Here is a 14542-nt window from a genome sequence, read left to right on the forward strand (position 1 = left end):
GGGGCGGGGGGTGCCGCACGGGTGGTCCGGGGGGTGTAACGACGGCCGGTGGCGGATCATTCCGCCGGCCGGGCGGCCCGTGGAGGCGGGCCAGGTGACCGCACTGGTTGCGGCGCGGTCAGCCATGTACAACGACCCGCGCCCCGGCTTCATTCCAGCGCCGGGGCCTTGGGCCACGCCCCACTAGGGCCGGAACCGGACACCGAGCCCCTGCGGGCACACCTGATCCGGACACCGGGCCCAGAGCCACCCACCGCACCCGCTTCGTCCAAGATCCGCGCAGTTTCCCGGAACCTGTCCCTGCGCGAGGAGGCACCACTTTCCCGAAGTTGCGGGGATCTTGAGACGCCCGGGCGTAGCCAGGCATCGGAACGGCGGCGGGTGGAACAGAGTGTCTGTCTGGGCGGTCTTGAGACGTCCACCGCGACCCCACCGACCAGGTCGACCTCGACGTCCCCACGGCCACGATCCGCGCAGTTTCCCGAAACTTCGCGCGGATCTTGGTGCGCATGCCGGCGGGACGGCCGGGCGCGGCGTGGCGCAGGGTCAGGTGGTGGGGGACGTCTTGGCGTCCTGGTCGAGGGCGGCCAGGATCGCCTCGGCGGTGCGCCGGCCGACGCCGGGCACCTCGGTGATCTCCTCGACGGTGGCGGTGGAGAGCCGCTTGAGCGAGCCGAAGTGCCGCAGGAGCGCCTTGCGGCGCACCTCGCCCAGGCCGGGGATGTTGTCCAGCGCCGACTCGGTCATCCGCTTCGAACGCCGCTGCCGGTGGAAGGTGATGGCGAAGCGGTGCGCCTCGTCGCGAACGCGTTGCAGCAGATAGAGCGCCTCCGAGGTGCGCGGCAGGATGACCGGGAACTCGTCGTCGGGCAGCCAGACCTCCTCCAGCCGCTTGGCCAGGCCACAGAGCGCCACATCGTCGATGCCCAGCTCGGCGAGGGCCTGCGCGGCCGCCGCCACCTGCGGTGCGCCACCGTCGACGACGACCAGCTGCGGCGGGTACGCGAACTTGCGCGGCCGCCCGGTGGTCGGGTCGATGCCGGGCCGGTCGGGGTCGCTGGCGGTCTCCTCGCCGATCTCCCCGGTCTCGGCGCGGGCGTCGAGGTAGCGGGCGAAGCGCCGGCGCAGCACCTCGGACATGGCGGACAGGTCGTCGGTGGCGCCCCGGATGATGAACCGCCGGTACTCGCTCTTGCGGGGCAGCCCGTCCTCGAAGACGACCATGCTGGCGACCACGTCGGTGCCCTGGATCTGGGAGACGTCGAAGCACTCGATCCGCAGCGGCGACGTACGCATGCCGAGCGAGTCGGCGATCTCGTCGAGGGCCTTGCTGCGGGTGGTCAGGTCGCCGGCCCGCTTGAGCTTGTGCCGGGCGAGCGCGTCCTTGGCGTTGCGTTCCACGGTCTCCAGCAGCGACCGCTTGTCGCCGCGCTGCGGCACCCGCAGCGACACCCGACTGCCCCGACGGGTGGAGAGCCAGTCGGCGAGCGCGTCGACGTCGGCGGGCAGCGCGGGGACGAGCAGCTCCCGGGGCACGTCGGCCTCGCCCTGCTCACCGCCGTAGACCTGGGTGCAGAAGTGGTGCACCAGGTCGCCCATCGTCACGTCCTCGGTCTTCTCCACCACCCAACCGCGCTGGCCCCGGACCCGCCCGTCGCGGACGTGGAAGACCTGGACCGCGGCTTCGAGAGGGTCGTCGGCGAAGGCCACGACGTCGGCGTCGGTGCCGTCGCCGAGCACCACCGTTTGCTTCTCCATGGCCCGCCGCAGGGCGGCGGTGTCGTCGCGCAGCCGGGCGGCCCGCTCGAACTCCAGCTGCTCGCTGGCCTCCAGCATCTCCCGTTCGAGCTTGCGCACCATGGTGTCGGTGCGGCCGGCCATGAAGTCGCAGAAGCCGTTGACGATCTCCCGGTGCCGCTCGGCGGTGACACTGCCGACGCAGGGCGCGGAGCACTTGCCGATGTAACCCAGCAGGCAGGGCCGGCCCACCTGGCCGGCCCGCTTGAACACCCCGGAGGAGCAGGTCCGTGCCGGGAAGACGCGGAGCAGCAGGTCCAGCGTCTCGCGGATCGCCCAGGCGTGCGAGTACGGCCCGAAGTACCGCACCCCCTTGCGCTTGGCGCCACGCATCACCTGGAGTCGCGGGTACTCCTCGTCGAGGGTGACCGCCAGGTACGGGTACGACTTGTCGTCGCGGTAGCGGACGTTGAACTTGGGGTCGTACTGCTTGATCCAGGTGTATTCCTGCTGGAGCGCCTCGACCTCGGTGGCGACGGTGATCCAGTCCACCGACTCGGCGGTGAAGACCATCTGCCGGGTGCGCTGGTGCAGGTTGACCGGGTCGGCGAAGTAGGAGTTGAGCCGGCTGCGCAGGTTCCGCGCCTTGCCGACGTAGATCACCCGGCCGGTGCCGTCCCGGAAGCGGTAGACCCCTGGCGACTCCGGGATGGTGCCGGGTGCGGGACGGTAGGTCGAGGGGTCAGCCACGCCGCAAGCCTAGTCCGAACCCCCGACACCCGACCGTCGCCGCGCCTCCCCCGCCCGGGCCGTCGGGCGGGGGAGGCGGCGGACCGCTCAGGCGAGGGTGATCTGCTCGCCGGTGACCTTGATGTTCTTCGCGGCGAGCGGCTTGGTGGCGGGGCCCTGCTTCACCGAGCCGTCGGTGATCGAGAACCGGCTGCCGTGGCAGGTGCAGTTGATGGTGCCGCCGTCGACGTTCGACACCGGGCAGCCCTGGTGGGTGCAGATCGGGTCGAAGCCCTTGAACTGGCCCGCCTCCGGCTGGGTGATCACGACGCCCTTGGCGGCGAACACCGCGCCGCCGCCGACCGGGATGTCGGTGGTCCGGGCCAACGGGCCGATGCTGTCCCGGTTGCCGCCCCCGGCGTCCCCGGCGCCGGTCGCGCCCGGGCCGCCGCTGGTCGGCGCGGCGGTCCCCGGTCCCGATCGGTCGCCGTCCCCGCAGGCGGCCAGCACCACCGCCGCGCCGACCGCGCCGGCGCCCGTGAGCAGTGCCCGCCGGGTCTGCGTAGCCGGCCCGGTCAGCACCTGATCGTCAGTCATATCCAGCCCTTCTCTCGGCTGCCGCCACCCCTCATGATCCGCGGCCACACTTCCGAACACGGATCAGGGTGCCGCACGGTTCATCCTGACGCGCCACGAAACGGATATCTGTGCGGATATCGGAACGGGCAGGCCGGTCGTCCCGGCCCGCCCGTCGTACCCCTCGCTCAGCGCGCCCCGGCGGGCACCTTGCGGCTGCTCCGCGACCGTGCGGTGCCGTTGGCCTTCGCCGCCCGGGAGGTGGCCGCCGCGGCGCCCTTGGCGGCGCCGTCGAGCTTGAGCATCGGACGCAGGAACTGGCCGGTGTGGCTCTCCGGCACCTCGGCGACCTCCTCGGGCGTGCCGGTGGCGAGCACCGTGCCGCCCCGGTGGCCGCCCTCCGGACCCATGTCGATGATCCAGTCGGCCGTCTTGATCACGTCGAGGTTGTGCTCGATGGTGATCACCGTGTTGCCCTTGTCGACCAGACCCTCGAGCACCATCAGCAGTTTGCGGATGTCCTCGAAGTGCAGGCCGGTGGTGGGCTCGTCGAGCACGTAGACCGTCCGCCCGGTGGAGCGCTTCTGCAGCTCGGAGGCGAGCTTGACACGCTGCGCCTCGCCGCCGGAGAGCGTCGGGGCGGGCTGGCCCAGCCGCACGTACCCGAGACCGACGTCGACCAGGGTCTTGAGGTGCCGGTGGATGGCCGGAATGGCGGAGAAGAACTCGGCCGCCTCCTCGATCGGCATGTCCAGCACCTCGGCGACGGTCTTACCCTTGTAGTGCACCTCCAGGGTCTCCCGGTTGTACCGGGCGCCCTTGCACACCTCGCAGGGGACGTAGACGTCCGGGAGGAAGTTCATCTCGATCTTGATGGTGCCGTCGCCGGAGCACGCCTCGCAGCGCCCGCCCTTGACGTTGAACGAGAACCGGCCCGGGCCGTACCCCCGGACCTTGGCCTCGGTGGTCTCCGCGAAGAGCTTGCGGATGTGGTCCCAGACGCCGGTGTAGGTGGCCGGGTTCGACCGCGGGGTCCGCCCGATCGGCGACTGGTCGACGCCGACGACCTTGTCCACGTGCTCCAGCCCGGTGATCCGGGTGTGCCGGCCGGGTACCAGCCGGGCGCCGTTGATCTGGTTGGCCAGGACCGCGTGGAGGATGTCGTTGACCAGCGTCGACTTGCCGGAGCCGCTGACCCCGGTGACCGCGATGAGCTGACCGAGCGGGAAGCTCACGGTGAGGTTGCGCAGATTGTGCTCGCGCGCCCCGTGCACCACCAGCTCGCGCTCGGGCGTCTGCGGCCGGCGCATGTTCGGCGTCGGGATGACCTTCCGCCCGGACAGGTACGCCCCGGTGACCGACTCCTCGTTCTCCAGCAGGGCCGGCACCGAACCGCTGTGCACGATCCGGCCGCCGTGCTCGCCCGCGCCGGGGCCGATGTCGACGATCCAGTCGGCCACCCGGATGGTGTCCTCGTCGTGCTCGACCACGATCAGCGTGTTGCCCAGCCCGCGCAGCCGCAGCAGCGTCTCGATCAGCCGGTGGTTGTCCCGCTGGTGCAGCCCGATGGACGGCTCGTCGAGCACGTAGAGGACGCCGACCAGGCCGGAGCCGATCTGGGTGGCGAGCCGGATGCGCTGCGCCTCGCCGCCGGAGAGGGTGCCCGCCGGGCGGTCCAGGGAGAGGTAGTCCAGCCCGACGTCGAGGAGGAACTTCAGCCGGGCGTTGATCTCCTTGAGCACCCGCTCGGCGATCATCTTCTGCCGATCGGTCAGCTCGATGCCGGCGAGCAGGTCGGCCGCCTCGCCGACGGAGAGGTTGCAGACCTCGGCGATGCTCTTGCCGGCCAGGGTCACGGCGAGCACCTCCGGCTTGAGCCGGGCGCCGCCGCAGGCCGCGCAGGGCACGTCCCGCATGTAGCCCTCGTACTTGTCCCGCGACCACTCCGACTCGGTGTCCGAGTGGCGGCGCTCGATCCACTGCACCACGCCCTCGAAGCCGGTGTAGTAGGAGCGCTCGCGGCCGTACTTGTTGCGGTAGCGGACGTGCACCTGGTCGTCGGAGCCGTGCAGGATCGTCTTCTGCGCCCGGGACGACAGCTTGCGCCACGGGGTGTCGACGTCGAAGTGCTCGGCCTCCCCCAGGGCCTCCAGCAGGCGAAGGAAGTATTCCAGGTTGTGCCCGGTCGACCAGGGCTGGATGGCGCCCTCGCGCAGGGTGCGCTCCGGGTCCGGGATCACCAGCTCCGGGTCGACCTCCTTCTTGGTGCCCAGGCCGGTGCACTCGGGGCAGGCGCCGTACGGGGCGTTGAAGGAGAAGACCCGGGGCTCCAGGTCCTCGATGGCGAGGGGGTGGTCGTTGGGGCAGGCCAGGTGCTCGGAGTAGCGACGCTCCCGGTCCGGGTCGTCCTCTGGCAGGTCGACGAAGTCGAGCAGGACGATGCCGCTGGAGAGACCGAGCGCCGCCTCGACCGAGTCGGTCAGCCGCTGCTTGGCGCTGGGCTTGACGCTGAGCCGGTCGATGACCACCTCGATGGTGTGCTTCTCCTGCTTCTTGAGCTTCGGCGGCTCGGTCAGCGGGTGCACCACGCCGTCGACCCGGGCCCGGGCGTAGCCCTTGGCCTGGAGCTCGGCGAAGAGGTCGACGTACTCACCCTTGCGGCCGCGCACCACCGGAGCGAGCACCATGAACCGGGTGCCCTCGGCCATGGCGAGCAGCCGGTCGACGATCTGCTGCGGGCTCTGCCTGGAGATCCGCTCGCCGCAGATCGGGCAGTGCGGCTCACCGATCCGGGCGAACAGCAGGCGGAGGTAGTCGTAGACCTCGGTGATCGTGCCGACGGTGGAGCGCGGGTTGCGCGAGGTGGACTTCTGGTCGATGGAGACCGCGGGGCTGAGGCCCTCGATGAAGTCGACGTCGGGCTTGTCCATCTGGCCGAGGAACTGCCGGGCGTACGACGACAGCGACTCCACGTAGCGCCGCTGGCCCTCGGCGAAGATGGTGTCGAACGCCAGGCTCGACTTGCCCGACCCGGAGAGCCCGGTGAAGACGATCAGGGCGTCCCGGGGCAGGTCGAGACTGACGTCACGCAGGTTGTGCTCGCGCGCGCCACGGATGATCAGTCGGTCGGCCACGGTGCGTGTGCTCCCGGAAGAAGAATGTGAGGCGGATCTGTCCGCTCGGAGCGTGGTCTGAGCGGTTTCGAGGGTTGTCGAGGCGCAGGGAAAACGCCTGGGCAACTCTAGCCCCGAGGTACGACAACTTTCGTCGGGCGCACATTCCCCCAGCTCAGCACGGCCGGGCGGGACGCGTCGCACCCCGCCCGACCGTGCCCGCCGTGGTCAGAATCCGCCAGGACCGGGCGGCGGCGTCGGACGCGCCGTCCGCCGCCGACCACCCCGCCAGCTCCCCCGCCGTTCCGCGGCCACCCGGGCCTCCCGGCGGCGGCTCTCGTACGCCACCTCCCGCTGGAGCCGGCGCCAGCTCTCCCAGCGCCGAACCGGCAGCTCCCCGCTGTCCAGCGCCGCCCGCACGGCGCAGGCCGGCTCGGCCTCGTGCGCGCAGTCGGCGTACCGGCAGCCGGTGGCCAACTCGGCGATGTCCGCGAAGGCCCGGTCCAGCCCGGCCGTGCCGTCCAACAGGCCGACCGCCCGCACGCCGGGGGTGTCCAGCACCGCACCGCCGTCCGGGATCGGCACCAGCGCCCGCCAGGTGGTGGTGTGCCGGCCCTTGCCGTCGACCCGCCGGATCGCCTGGGTACGCATCACCTCCGCCCCGGCCAGCGCGTTGACCAGGCTCGACTTGCCCGCGCCGGAGGGCCCGAGCAGCCCGAGGGTGCGCCCCGGCGCGACGTACCGGCGCAGCGGGTCCAACCCGGCGCCGCGCTCGGCGCTGACCGGCAGCACCGGCACCCCGGGGGCGAGGGCGGCGAACTGCCGGGCGACCGCCGCCGGGTCGGCGGCCAGGTCCGCCTTGGTGAGCACGATCAGCGGCTCGGCGCCGGACTCGTGGACCAGGGAGAGCAGTCGTTCGATCCGGGCGGCGTCGGGCTCCGGGTGCACCGGTTCGACCACCGCGGCGGCGTCGAGGTTGGCGGCGAGCAACTGCCCGCTGGCGTCCTTGCCGGCGGTGCGGCGGACCAGCCCGGTGCGGCGGGGCAGCACCGTCTCCACGGTCACCGGCCCGTCCGGCCAGCTGGCGAGCAGCACCCAGTCGCCGGCGCAGGGCAGCGCGGTCAGGTCGCGGGCGGCGGCGGCCAGCACCGCGCCGCCCACGCTGGCCCGGACCGGCCCCTCCGGACAGAGCACGGTGCAGATCCCGCGGTCGACCCGGGCCACCCGGCCCGGTCGATGGTCGGTGCGCCGTCGTACGTGGGCCGCCCAGTCGGCGTCCCAGCCGAGGGCGGTCAGGTCGAGTGTCATCGTGTCCTCATCGGTGTCGAGGGGTTCATGGCGGAACGCGCGTGCTACGACGGGCATGCTCACCACCTCCGTCCGACTCCCGGTGCCGCGTTCGAGCCCCGACGGTAGGGGGCGCGCCGACGTGCCGAAAGCGATTTCCCCGGCGACGCGGCGGCGCGGTACCGCTAGGGTCGGTGCGTGACCACCGATCCGCTGTTGCTGACCGGCGAGGTGGAGGACGCCACGGCACGGCTGCTGCGTACCGTGGCCGCCTTCGACACCGCGGACGTCCCCGCCGCGTCCCTGCTGCCGGGCTGGACCCGCGGTCACGTGCTGACCCACCTGGCCCGCAACGCCGACGGCTTCGTCAACCTGCTCACCGCCGCCCGCACCGGCGCGCCCGTCCCGATGTACGCCAGCCCGGCGGCCCGGGCCACCGACATCGAGGCCGGCGCGGACCGTTCGCCGGACGACCTCTTCGACGACCTGCGGCGGTCCGCGGACCGGTTCGCCGCGGCGGTCGCCGCCATGCCGGCCGAGGGGTGGACCGCGACGGTGGAGACGCCGCGCGGCCCCCGGGTGGCTGCCCTGCTGGTGTGGGGCCGGCTGCGGGAGGTCGAGGTGCACCACGTGGACCTGGCCGCCGGCTACCGGCCGGCGGACTGGCCGGAGGCGTTCAGCCACCGGCTGCTGCACGAGGTCGCCGCTGATCTGGCCGACCGCCCTGCCGCGCCGCCGATGGTGCTGCGCTTCGCCGGCAGCGGCTGCCACGAGCTGGGCATCGGCGAGCCGGACGGGGCACCCACGATCGCCGGCCCCGCGCCGGAACTCGCCGCCTGGCTGATCGGCCGCAGCGCGGGCGAGGTGCTAACCGTCACTCCCGACGGTCCCCTGCCGACCCCACCGGAATGGATATAGAAGTCGTCATGACCTACACCGGAGACGTCACGCCCGGCGGCGAGCCCGCCGTCCGCGACCTCGACCGGCTGACCATCACCAAGGTGTCGGTGGGGCCGATGGACAACAACGCGTACCTGCTGCGCTGCCGGGAGACCGGCGAGCAGGTGCTGATCGACGCCGCGAACGAGGCGCCCCGCCTGCTCGAACTGATCGGCGACGGCGGGCTGGCCGCGGTGGTCACCACCCACCAGCACATGGACCACTGGGTGGCGCTGGAGGAGGTGGTCACCAAGACCGGCGCCCGCCCGCTGGTGGGCGCCGACGACGCCGAGGGGCTGCCGATCGACGCCGAGCCGCTGCGCGAGGGCGACACCGTGCCGGTCGGCGACTGCGCCCTGGAGGTGATCCACCTCAGGGGACACACCCCGGGCTCGGTCGCACTGCTCTACCGCGACCCGTCGGGCAGCCCGCACCTGTTCACCGGCGACTCGCTCTTCCCCGGCGGGGTCGGCAACACCCAGCAGGACCCGGAGCGGTTCGGGCAGCTCATCGACGACGTCGAGCAGAAGCTCTTCGACCGGCTGCCCGACGAGACCTGGTTCTACCCGGGCCACGGCAAGGACAGCACGCTCGGCGCCGAGCGCCCCGCGCTGCCGCAGTGGCGGGCCCGCGGCTGGTGACCCGCCCGCCGGCGCGGGTCCGGACCCGCGCCGGCACCCCCGTCTCCACGGCGGTCAGGCCGCCGGCCCGACCCCGGTCAACGCGCGCAGCGGGCGCCGCGCGCCGAACAGCAGCGCCCCGGCGAGCAGCAGCCCGACCAGCATGGTGACCAGCGCCGGACTGGGCGCACCGGGCAACAGCGCGGACACCGCCCGGGCCGCGGTGCCGAGGGCCACATAGAGGCCCGCCCAGAGAGTCGCCCCGAGCGCCGCCGCGGCCAGGAATTTCGGGTACGACATCCGCAGCCCGCCCGCGGCCAGCGGCAGCAGGGCGTTGAGCACCGGCAGGAAGGGCGCGACCAGCACCATCCGGCCCCCGCCCCGACGCAGCACCGCCTCCGCCGCGGCCCACCGCGACTCGCCGATCCAGCCGCCCAGCCGGCTGCCCCGCAGCGACGCCCCCCAGCGCCGTCCGGCCAGGAAGCTCAGCGACCAGCCGGCCAGGCAGCCCGTGACAACCGCCGCCACGGTGGCGGCTCCGGTCGTCGGCCGGCCCGCCCCGACCGCGGCCAGAACCGCGGCGTCGCCGGGCACCAACACCCCGACCAGCGGTACGGCGTCGGCGAGCATGACCAGGCCGAGGGCCGCCATGAGCCATTCGATGGGCAGCTCTCCGACCTGGGCCAGCAGATCCGTCACGGGTCGTACGCTATGGCCGCCGCCGGCCGGGCACATCGGGCCCGGTCCCCCACCCGACCCTGAATCCGTCCTCGGGGTCGACCCCGAACCGGCGTCCACTCAGCGCGGTCGCAGCACCTGGACCCGGCGTACCGGCGAGTCGACCGAGGGCTCGGTGGTGGGCACCGGGTAGCTGGCCACCACCTCCAGCCGGTCCGGTGGCAGGTGTCCCCGGTTCGGGTCGCCGACCAGCACCTCGACGCCCCGCTCGGCGGCCCGCTGCAGGAACGGCAGCACCCGCCCGGCCAGCGCGGCGTCGTAGAGCACGTCCCCGGCCAGCAACAGGTCGACGCTCACCGTGCCGTCCAGCAGGTCGTCGCCGGTCGCCGCCACGGCCACCCGGTTGGCCCGCGCGTTGACCGTGACGGCGGCGACCGCGTACGGGTCGACGTCGTTGGCCGCCACCCGGGTGGCGCCGGCCAGGGCGGCGGCGATGGCCACCAGCCCGGATCCGGTGGCCAGGTCGAGCACCCGTCGTCCGGCGGCCAGCTCGGGGTGGTCGAGCAGGTGCCGGGCGAGCGCCTGCCCGCCGGCCCAGACCGACGCCCAGTACGGCGGCGGCAGCGACCGCCCGGCCGCCGCCTCCATCCGGGCCCACCAGAGGATCGCGTCCTCGGCGAGGTGCAGCCGTACCTCGGGCACGAACGGCGGGGCGACCAGCCGGAGCCGGTCCAGGCCGGCGCCGGGCGCTGCGATCTCCCGTTCCAGGTCGGCCAGCGCCGTCTGTGCCCTCACCGGGGCAAGCATGCCGCGCGTCGGTCCGTCCCGGGGGGATTTTCCCGCTCGGGGCGTATTCGCTGGGCATGCTCGGCGCTTCCGCCAGCAAATTCTGCCTCGGGCGGTTACTGTCGTGAAGGTACAGGGCGATCACCGGCCGCGGCCGGTGCTCACCCGCATTGAACAGGGAGAGACGCATGGCAACCGGCACGGTCAAGTGGTTCAACTCGGAAAAGGGCTTCGGCTTCATCGAGCAGGACGGCGGGGGTCCGGACGTGTTCGTCCACTACTCGGCCATCCAGGCGGGCGGCTACCGGGAGCTGAACGAGGGCCAGAAGGTCGAGTTCGAGGTGACCCAGGGGCAGAAGGGCCCGCAGGCGGACAACGTCCGTCCGATCTAACGTCGTGCCGGTGGCGGCGGTCGGGTTCCGGCCGCCGCCGCAGCGCATCCTCAGGGCGGCGAGGCCGGCAGGTCACGGCGTCGCCGGAGCGGCCCGAGGAGCAGGAGCAGAGGGGTCAGCGCCAGCCAGGCGGTCATCAGTCGGATCGCCCCGGCCGGGCCCCACGCGGTGCCCAGCACCCCGGCGAACATGGCCGCCAGCGGGATCGTCCCGTAGTTCAGCAGTTGCATGCTGACCGTCACCCGGCCGAGCAGCCGGTGCGGGGTGTACGTCTGCCGGAAGCTGCCCTTGACCACGTTGCCCACGGCGACGCCCAGGCTGACCAGCGCGCCGCCGAGGACGAGCCAGACCACCCGTACGCCGGGGCCGGCCAGCGGGATGAGCAGCGCCGGCGGCCCGGTCAGCGCGGCGGCGAGCAGCATCGCGCGGGCGGAGCCCAGTCGGCGGGCGAGCCGGGTGGCGAGGCTCGCGCCGACGATCCCGCCCACGCTGGCCAGTCCGATCAGGAGGCCGACCAGCCCCGGGGGCAGCCCGGCCGAACGGACCAGGAAGACCACCAGCACGGCCTGGTAGCCGGTGAGCCCGATGTTGCTGGCCGCGCCGAACAGCGTCATCGCCCGCAGGTACGGGTCGCGGACCACGAACCGCAGCCCGTCGGCCACCTCGCGGCCCAGGGAGGACGGCCCGTCGGGGCGTCCCGGTCGCGGCTCGACCGCCCGGATTCCGCGCAGGCACAGGGCGGAGACCAGGAAGCTCACCGCGTCCAGTAGCACCGCGGTCACCGCGCCGGCGAGCTGGGCGATCAGACCGGCCAGCCCGGGGCCGACGAGGTAGCTGGCGGTCTGCGTGGCGTGCAGCTTCGCGTTGCCCTCCGGCACCTCCTCGGGCCGGAGCAGGGTGGGCAGGTAGACCTGGTCGGCGGTCTCGAAGAACACCCGGGCCAGGCCGGCGCCCAGCGCCACGACCAGGAGCTGGCCGACGGTGAGCAGGTCGAGCAGGGCGGCCGCCGGGACGCTCAGGAAGAGCGCCGCCGAGGCCAGGTCGCAGGCGATCATGACCGGGCGGCGGCGGACCCGGTCCACCCAGGCGCCGGCGGGCAGGCCGGCCAGCAGCCACGGCAGCCAGGCAGCGGCGGTGAGCACCGCGACCTGGAAGGTGGTCGCGTCCAGCACGGCGACCGCGACCAGGGGCAGGGCCACGGCGGTCACGTTGCTGCCGACGGCGCTGACCGTCTGCCCCGTCCAGAGCAGCCGGAAGTCGCGGTGCCGGAACAGGCCGCCGGGCCGCCGGGGCGCCGGCTGCCGGATCTGCGTACGGGTCGCCGCGGTCACGGTTGGGCCGGGACGCCGTGGGCGAACAGGAAGACCGGCTCGCGCCGCCGTCCGTCGTCCGGGGCCGGTCGGTCGGCCCAGCGGGCGAACAGATCGGCCACCTCGCGCCCGAGCTGGGCCAGTTCCTCCGGGGTGAGGTGCAGCCAGCGGTCGGTGCTGAACGACCCCTCGCCCCAGGCCGCGTGGGCCTCCTCGGGGGCGGCGTGCCAGGCGCGCACCAGGGCGACGTGCCGGTCCAGGTTCAGCGAGGTGGCGGCGTCGGCCACGGCCCGGGCGGCGGGGTCGGCGTCGAAGTCGGCGCTGGACCAGCGCACCGCGCGGTCGCGCAGTCGCCACCACCGCTCCCGGCGGTCCCGGGCCAGCTCAGGCGCCGCCGCGACCAGGTCGGCGGCGGCGAGCACCTTGAGGTGATGGCTGACGTTCGCCGGCGCCTGCCCGGTCCGCTCGGCGAGCTGGCCGACGGTCGACGGCCCGTGCACCTTCAGCACGTCCATCAGTCGACGGCGCAGCGGGTGGGCGAGTGCCGCGAGGACGCGTGAGTCGGTGACATGCCGGACGCCGGGGTGCTCCATGGGTAGACCCTGGCATGTGCAAGAGTTGTTGCGCAATGTCTGTTGCTGAATTGCCCCGACACGGCGCCGCAGCCCGCCGCACCGACCGACCGACCGACCGACTCAGGCGACCATCCGCCGGGCCGCCTATGGGGCAGCCGTGGGCGGCGCCGGGACGACCGGGAGCACCAGGACCGACGGATGTTCCGGGTCGTGCAAAATCTCCCGCCATCCAGCACGTAGCGTGACGGCGGTGCCGAGCGGCTCGCCGGTGCCCGGGTTTCGCGCGTAACGCGGGTGGGCTCCGCCGGAGACCTGGACGCGCAGTCGGTGGCCGGCCGCGAAGCGGTGTGCCGCCGGCCAGAGGGTGACCGGGACCGTGACCACACCGAACGGATCCGCGGGGAAGCGCCCGGGGGCCACCCGGACCAGGCCGTCGCAGACGTTCCACGACCGGCCCCGGCGGTCCACGTCGCAGAGCCGGACGAAGACGTCCAGGTAGGACAGCTCACTGCGGACGTGGATCTCGGCGTGCACCGGGCCGACCACCTCGACCGGCACGTCCAGCGGTGCGCTCGTGTAGGTCAGCACGTCCGGTCGGGCCTCCACCGGCCGGTTGTCCACCGCGCCGGCCCGCTGCTCGACCAGGAGCGGGCCGCCGAGCGACGGGGTGGGATCGGCCGGGTCGTACCAGATCCGGTCGGGCGGGGAGACGGTGGGCGGGGCGCCGGCGAGGGACCGCCCGGCGTGCAGGTACCAGCGGGCCGGCACGGCCGGCGGGGGCCAGTCCGGCAGGTCCCGCCAGCCACCTCCGGCACCGCCGACGTGCACCCGGACCGGGGGGCGGCGCGGCGTCGGACGGCCGGCGAGGTGCTCGTCGAGCCAGTCGAGGCCCTCCCGGAGGGCCGCCACGAAGAGCCCCGGGCTGCCGTGGGTCCACGGCCCGACGGTCAGCCGTGGTCGGGCCCCGGCGGCGCGGAGCCGGGCGTAGTCGTCGAGCTGGGCGGGGAGGAAGATGTCCTGCCAGCCGCTGACCATCGCCACCGGGGCGCGCACCTCGGCGATCCGGTCGCCGAAGACCCGGGGCCGCCAGTAGTCGGCGTCGGGCGTGTGGTGGCGCAGCCACTCCTGGAAGAACGGCACGGTCACCCCGGTGGCGACCCGGTCCGCCTCCACCAGCGGCAGGTGCGTCAGCGCCCGGGTCAACCGGGGCTGGCCCCGTTTCAGCTCCCATTGCCGGGCCAGCCACGGCACGGTCTGCGCCTGCAGCAGCTCGGCCCAGGTGAGCACGGTGTCCAGGGCGAACGACTCCCCCGCGTACGTGGAGTCCCGGGTGGCCGAGGCGGTGACCACCGCGACCATCGCGCGCAGCTCGTCGGCCGCCTCGGCGGCGAGCGCCCACTGCACGAAGCCCTGGTAGCTGGCGCCGAACATGCCGAACGCCCCGGACCACCAGCGCTGCCGGCGCAGCCAGCCCAGGGTGTCCAGGCCGTCGTCGCGCTCGTGCACCAGCGGGGCGAACTCACCGTCGGAGCCGTGGGTGCCCCGGCAGGACTGGATCACCACGTGGAAGCCGCGTTCGGCGGTGAGCCGCCCGAGCAGCCGCATCGGCCCGCCCCGCCCGTACGGGGTCCGGACCAGCACGGTGGGCGCGTCCGGCAGGTCCGGGGCGTAGTGGTCGGTACAGAGGGCGACCCCGTCCCTGACCCGCACCGGGATGTCCCGGGTCACCGCGATCCGCCGGGTACGCGCGGCGGGCAGCCGCAGCGCCGCGCGGGCGACCCGGGTGACGAGCCGGTCCAC

At 73.6% G+C, this 14542-nt stretch carries 12 protein-coding genes; 3 read left to right on the forward strand and 9 right to left on the reverse strand.

Going from position 1 to position 14542, the window contains the following annotated elements; translation table 11 throughout:
• Positions 1-546: 546 nt before the first annotated feature.
• From uvrC to rsgA, 4 genes are all read right to left on the reverse strand, one after another.
• Positions 547-2487: an excinuclease ABC subunit UvrC gene (gene uvrC, locus ACFYOS_RS09005; protein WP_387137348.1), complete on the reverse strand. Its 1941-nt coding sequence runs from the start codon at positions 2485-2487 to the stop codon at positions 547-549.
• 87 nt (positions 2488-2574) lie between these two features.
• On the reverse strand, positions 2575-3063 hold the full coding sequence (locus ACFYOS_RS09010; protein WP_387137351.1) for a Rieske (2Fe-2S) protein: 489 nt from the start codon (positions 3061-3063) through the stop codon (positions 2575-2577).
• Between the two features lie 167 nt (positions 3064-3230).
• A complete protein-coding gene (uvrA, locus tag ACFYOS_RS09015) occupies positions 3231-6176 on the reverse strand; it encodes an excinuclease ABC subunit UvrA (protein ID WP_387137354.1) in 2946 nt (981 codons plus the stop codon).
• 207 nt (positions 6177-6383) lie between these two features.
• Entirely contained in the window at positions 6384-7463 is a 1080-nt protein-coding gene (gene rsgA / locus ACFYOS_RS09020) for a ribosome small subunit-dependent GTPase A (RefSeq protein WP_387137906.1), read from the reverse strand.
• Positions 7464-7640: 177 nt separating this feature from the next.
• Here rsgA and ACFYOS_RS09025 point away from each other — a divergent pair, with 177 nt between their 5' ends.
• The gene (locus ACFYOS_RS09025; protein ID WP_387137357.1) at positions 7641-8360 is read left to right on the forward strand and encodes a maleylpyruvate isomerase family mycothiol-dependent enzyme; all 720 of its coding nucleotides are present in this window, start codon (positions 7641-7643) and stop codon (positions 8358-8360) included.
• A gap of 8 nt (positions 8361-8368) precedes the next feature.
• Complete coding sequence (locus tag ACFYOS_RS09030) at positions 8369-9022, forward strand: MBL fold metallo-hydrolase (protein WP_387137360.1); 654 nt, start codon at positions 8369-8371, stop codon at positions 9020-9022.
• Positions 9023-9076: 54 nt separating this feature from the next.
• Here the strand turns inward: ACFYOS_RS09030 and ACFYOS_RS09035 are convergent, their stop codons facing one another.
• The gene (locus tag ACFYOS_RS09035; RefSeq protein WP_387137363.1) at positions 9077-9700 is read right to left on the reverse strand and encodes a DedA family protein; all 624 of its coding nucleotides are present in this window, start codon (positions 9698-9700) and stop codon (positions 9077-9079) included.
• A gap of 99 nt (positions 9701-9799) precedes the next feature.
• A complete protein-coding gene (locus ACFYOS_RS09040) occupies positions 9800-10486 on the reverse strand; it encodes a class I SAM-dependent methyltransferase (RefSeq protein WP_387137366.1) in 687 nt (228 codons plus the stop codon).
• A 167-nt stretch (positions 10487-10653) separates the two neighbouring features.
• On the opposite strand from ACFYOS_RS09040, the gene ACFYOS_RS09045 reads away from it, so the two are divergent.
• Positions 10654-10857, forward strand: a complete 204-nt coding sequence (locus ACFYOS_RS09045; RefSeq protein WP_387137369.1) for a cold-shock protein — start codon at positions 10654-10656, stop codon at positions 10855-10857.
• Between the two features lie 50 nt (positions 10858-10907).
• Here the strand turns inward: ACFYOS_RS09045 and ACFYOS_RS09050 are convergent, their stop codons facing one another.
• From ACFYOS_RS09050 to ACFYOS_RS09060, 3 genes are all read right to left on the reverse strand, one after another.
• Positions 10908-12188, reverse strand: coding sequence for an MFS transporter (locus ACFYOS_RS09050; RefSeq protein ID WP_387137372.1), 1281 nt, complete (start codon positions 12186-12188; stop codon positions 10908-10910).
• Positions 12185-12760, reverse strand: coding sequence for an ArsR/SmtB family transcription factor (locus tag ACFYOS_RS09055; protein WP_387137375.1), 576 nt, complete (start codon positions 12758-12760; stop codon positions 12185-12187). The genes ACFYOS_RS09050 and ACFYOS_RS09055 overlap by 4 nt, the downstream gene beginning before the upstream one ends.
• Positions 12761-12886: 126 nt before the next feature.
• Positions 12887-14542 carry a CocE/NonD family hydrolase gene (locus ACFYOS_RS09060; protein WP_387137377.1) on the reverse strand — a complete coding sequence of 552 codons (1656 nt, stop codon included), beginning with the start codon at positions 14540-14542 and terminating at the stop codon, positions 12887-12889.

Source organism: Micromonospora sp. NPDC005806, from assembly GCF_042871425.1.
GTDB lineage: Bacteria > Actinomycetota > Actinomycetes > Mycobacteriales > Micromonosporaceae > Micromonospora.

Excerpts from the sequence above, each read along its gene's own strand:
- ACFYOS_RS09010 (WP_387137351.1), bottom strand. The coding sequence starts at position 3,063 with ATGACTGACGATCAGGTGCTGACCGGGCCGGCTACGCAGACCCGGCGG.
- rsgA (WP_387137906.1), bottom strand. The coding sequence starts at position 7,463 with ATGACACTCGACCTGACCGCCCTCGGCTGGGACGCCGACTGGGCGGCC.
- ACFYOS_RS09030 (WP_387137360.1), top strand. The coding sequence starts at position 8,369 with ATGACCTACACCGGAGACGTCACGCCCGGCGGCGAGCCCGCCGTCCGC.
- ACFYOS_RS09040 (WP_387137366.1), bottom strand. The coding sequence starts at position 10,486 with ATGCTTGCCCCGGTGAGGGCACAGACGGCGCTGGCCGACCTGGAACGG.
- ACFYOS_RS09045 (WP_387137369.1), top strand. The coding sequence starts at position 10,654 with ATGGCAACCGGCACGGTCAAGTGGTTCAACTCGGAAAAGGGCTTCGGC.
- ACFYOS_RS09055 (WP_387137375.1), bottom strand. The coding sequence starts at position 12,760 with ATGGAGCACCCCGGCGTCCGGCATGTCACCGACTCACGCGTCCTCGCG.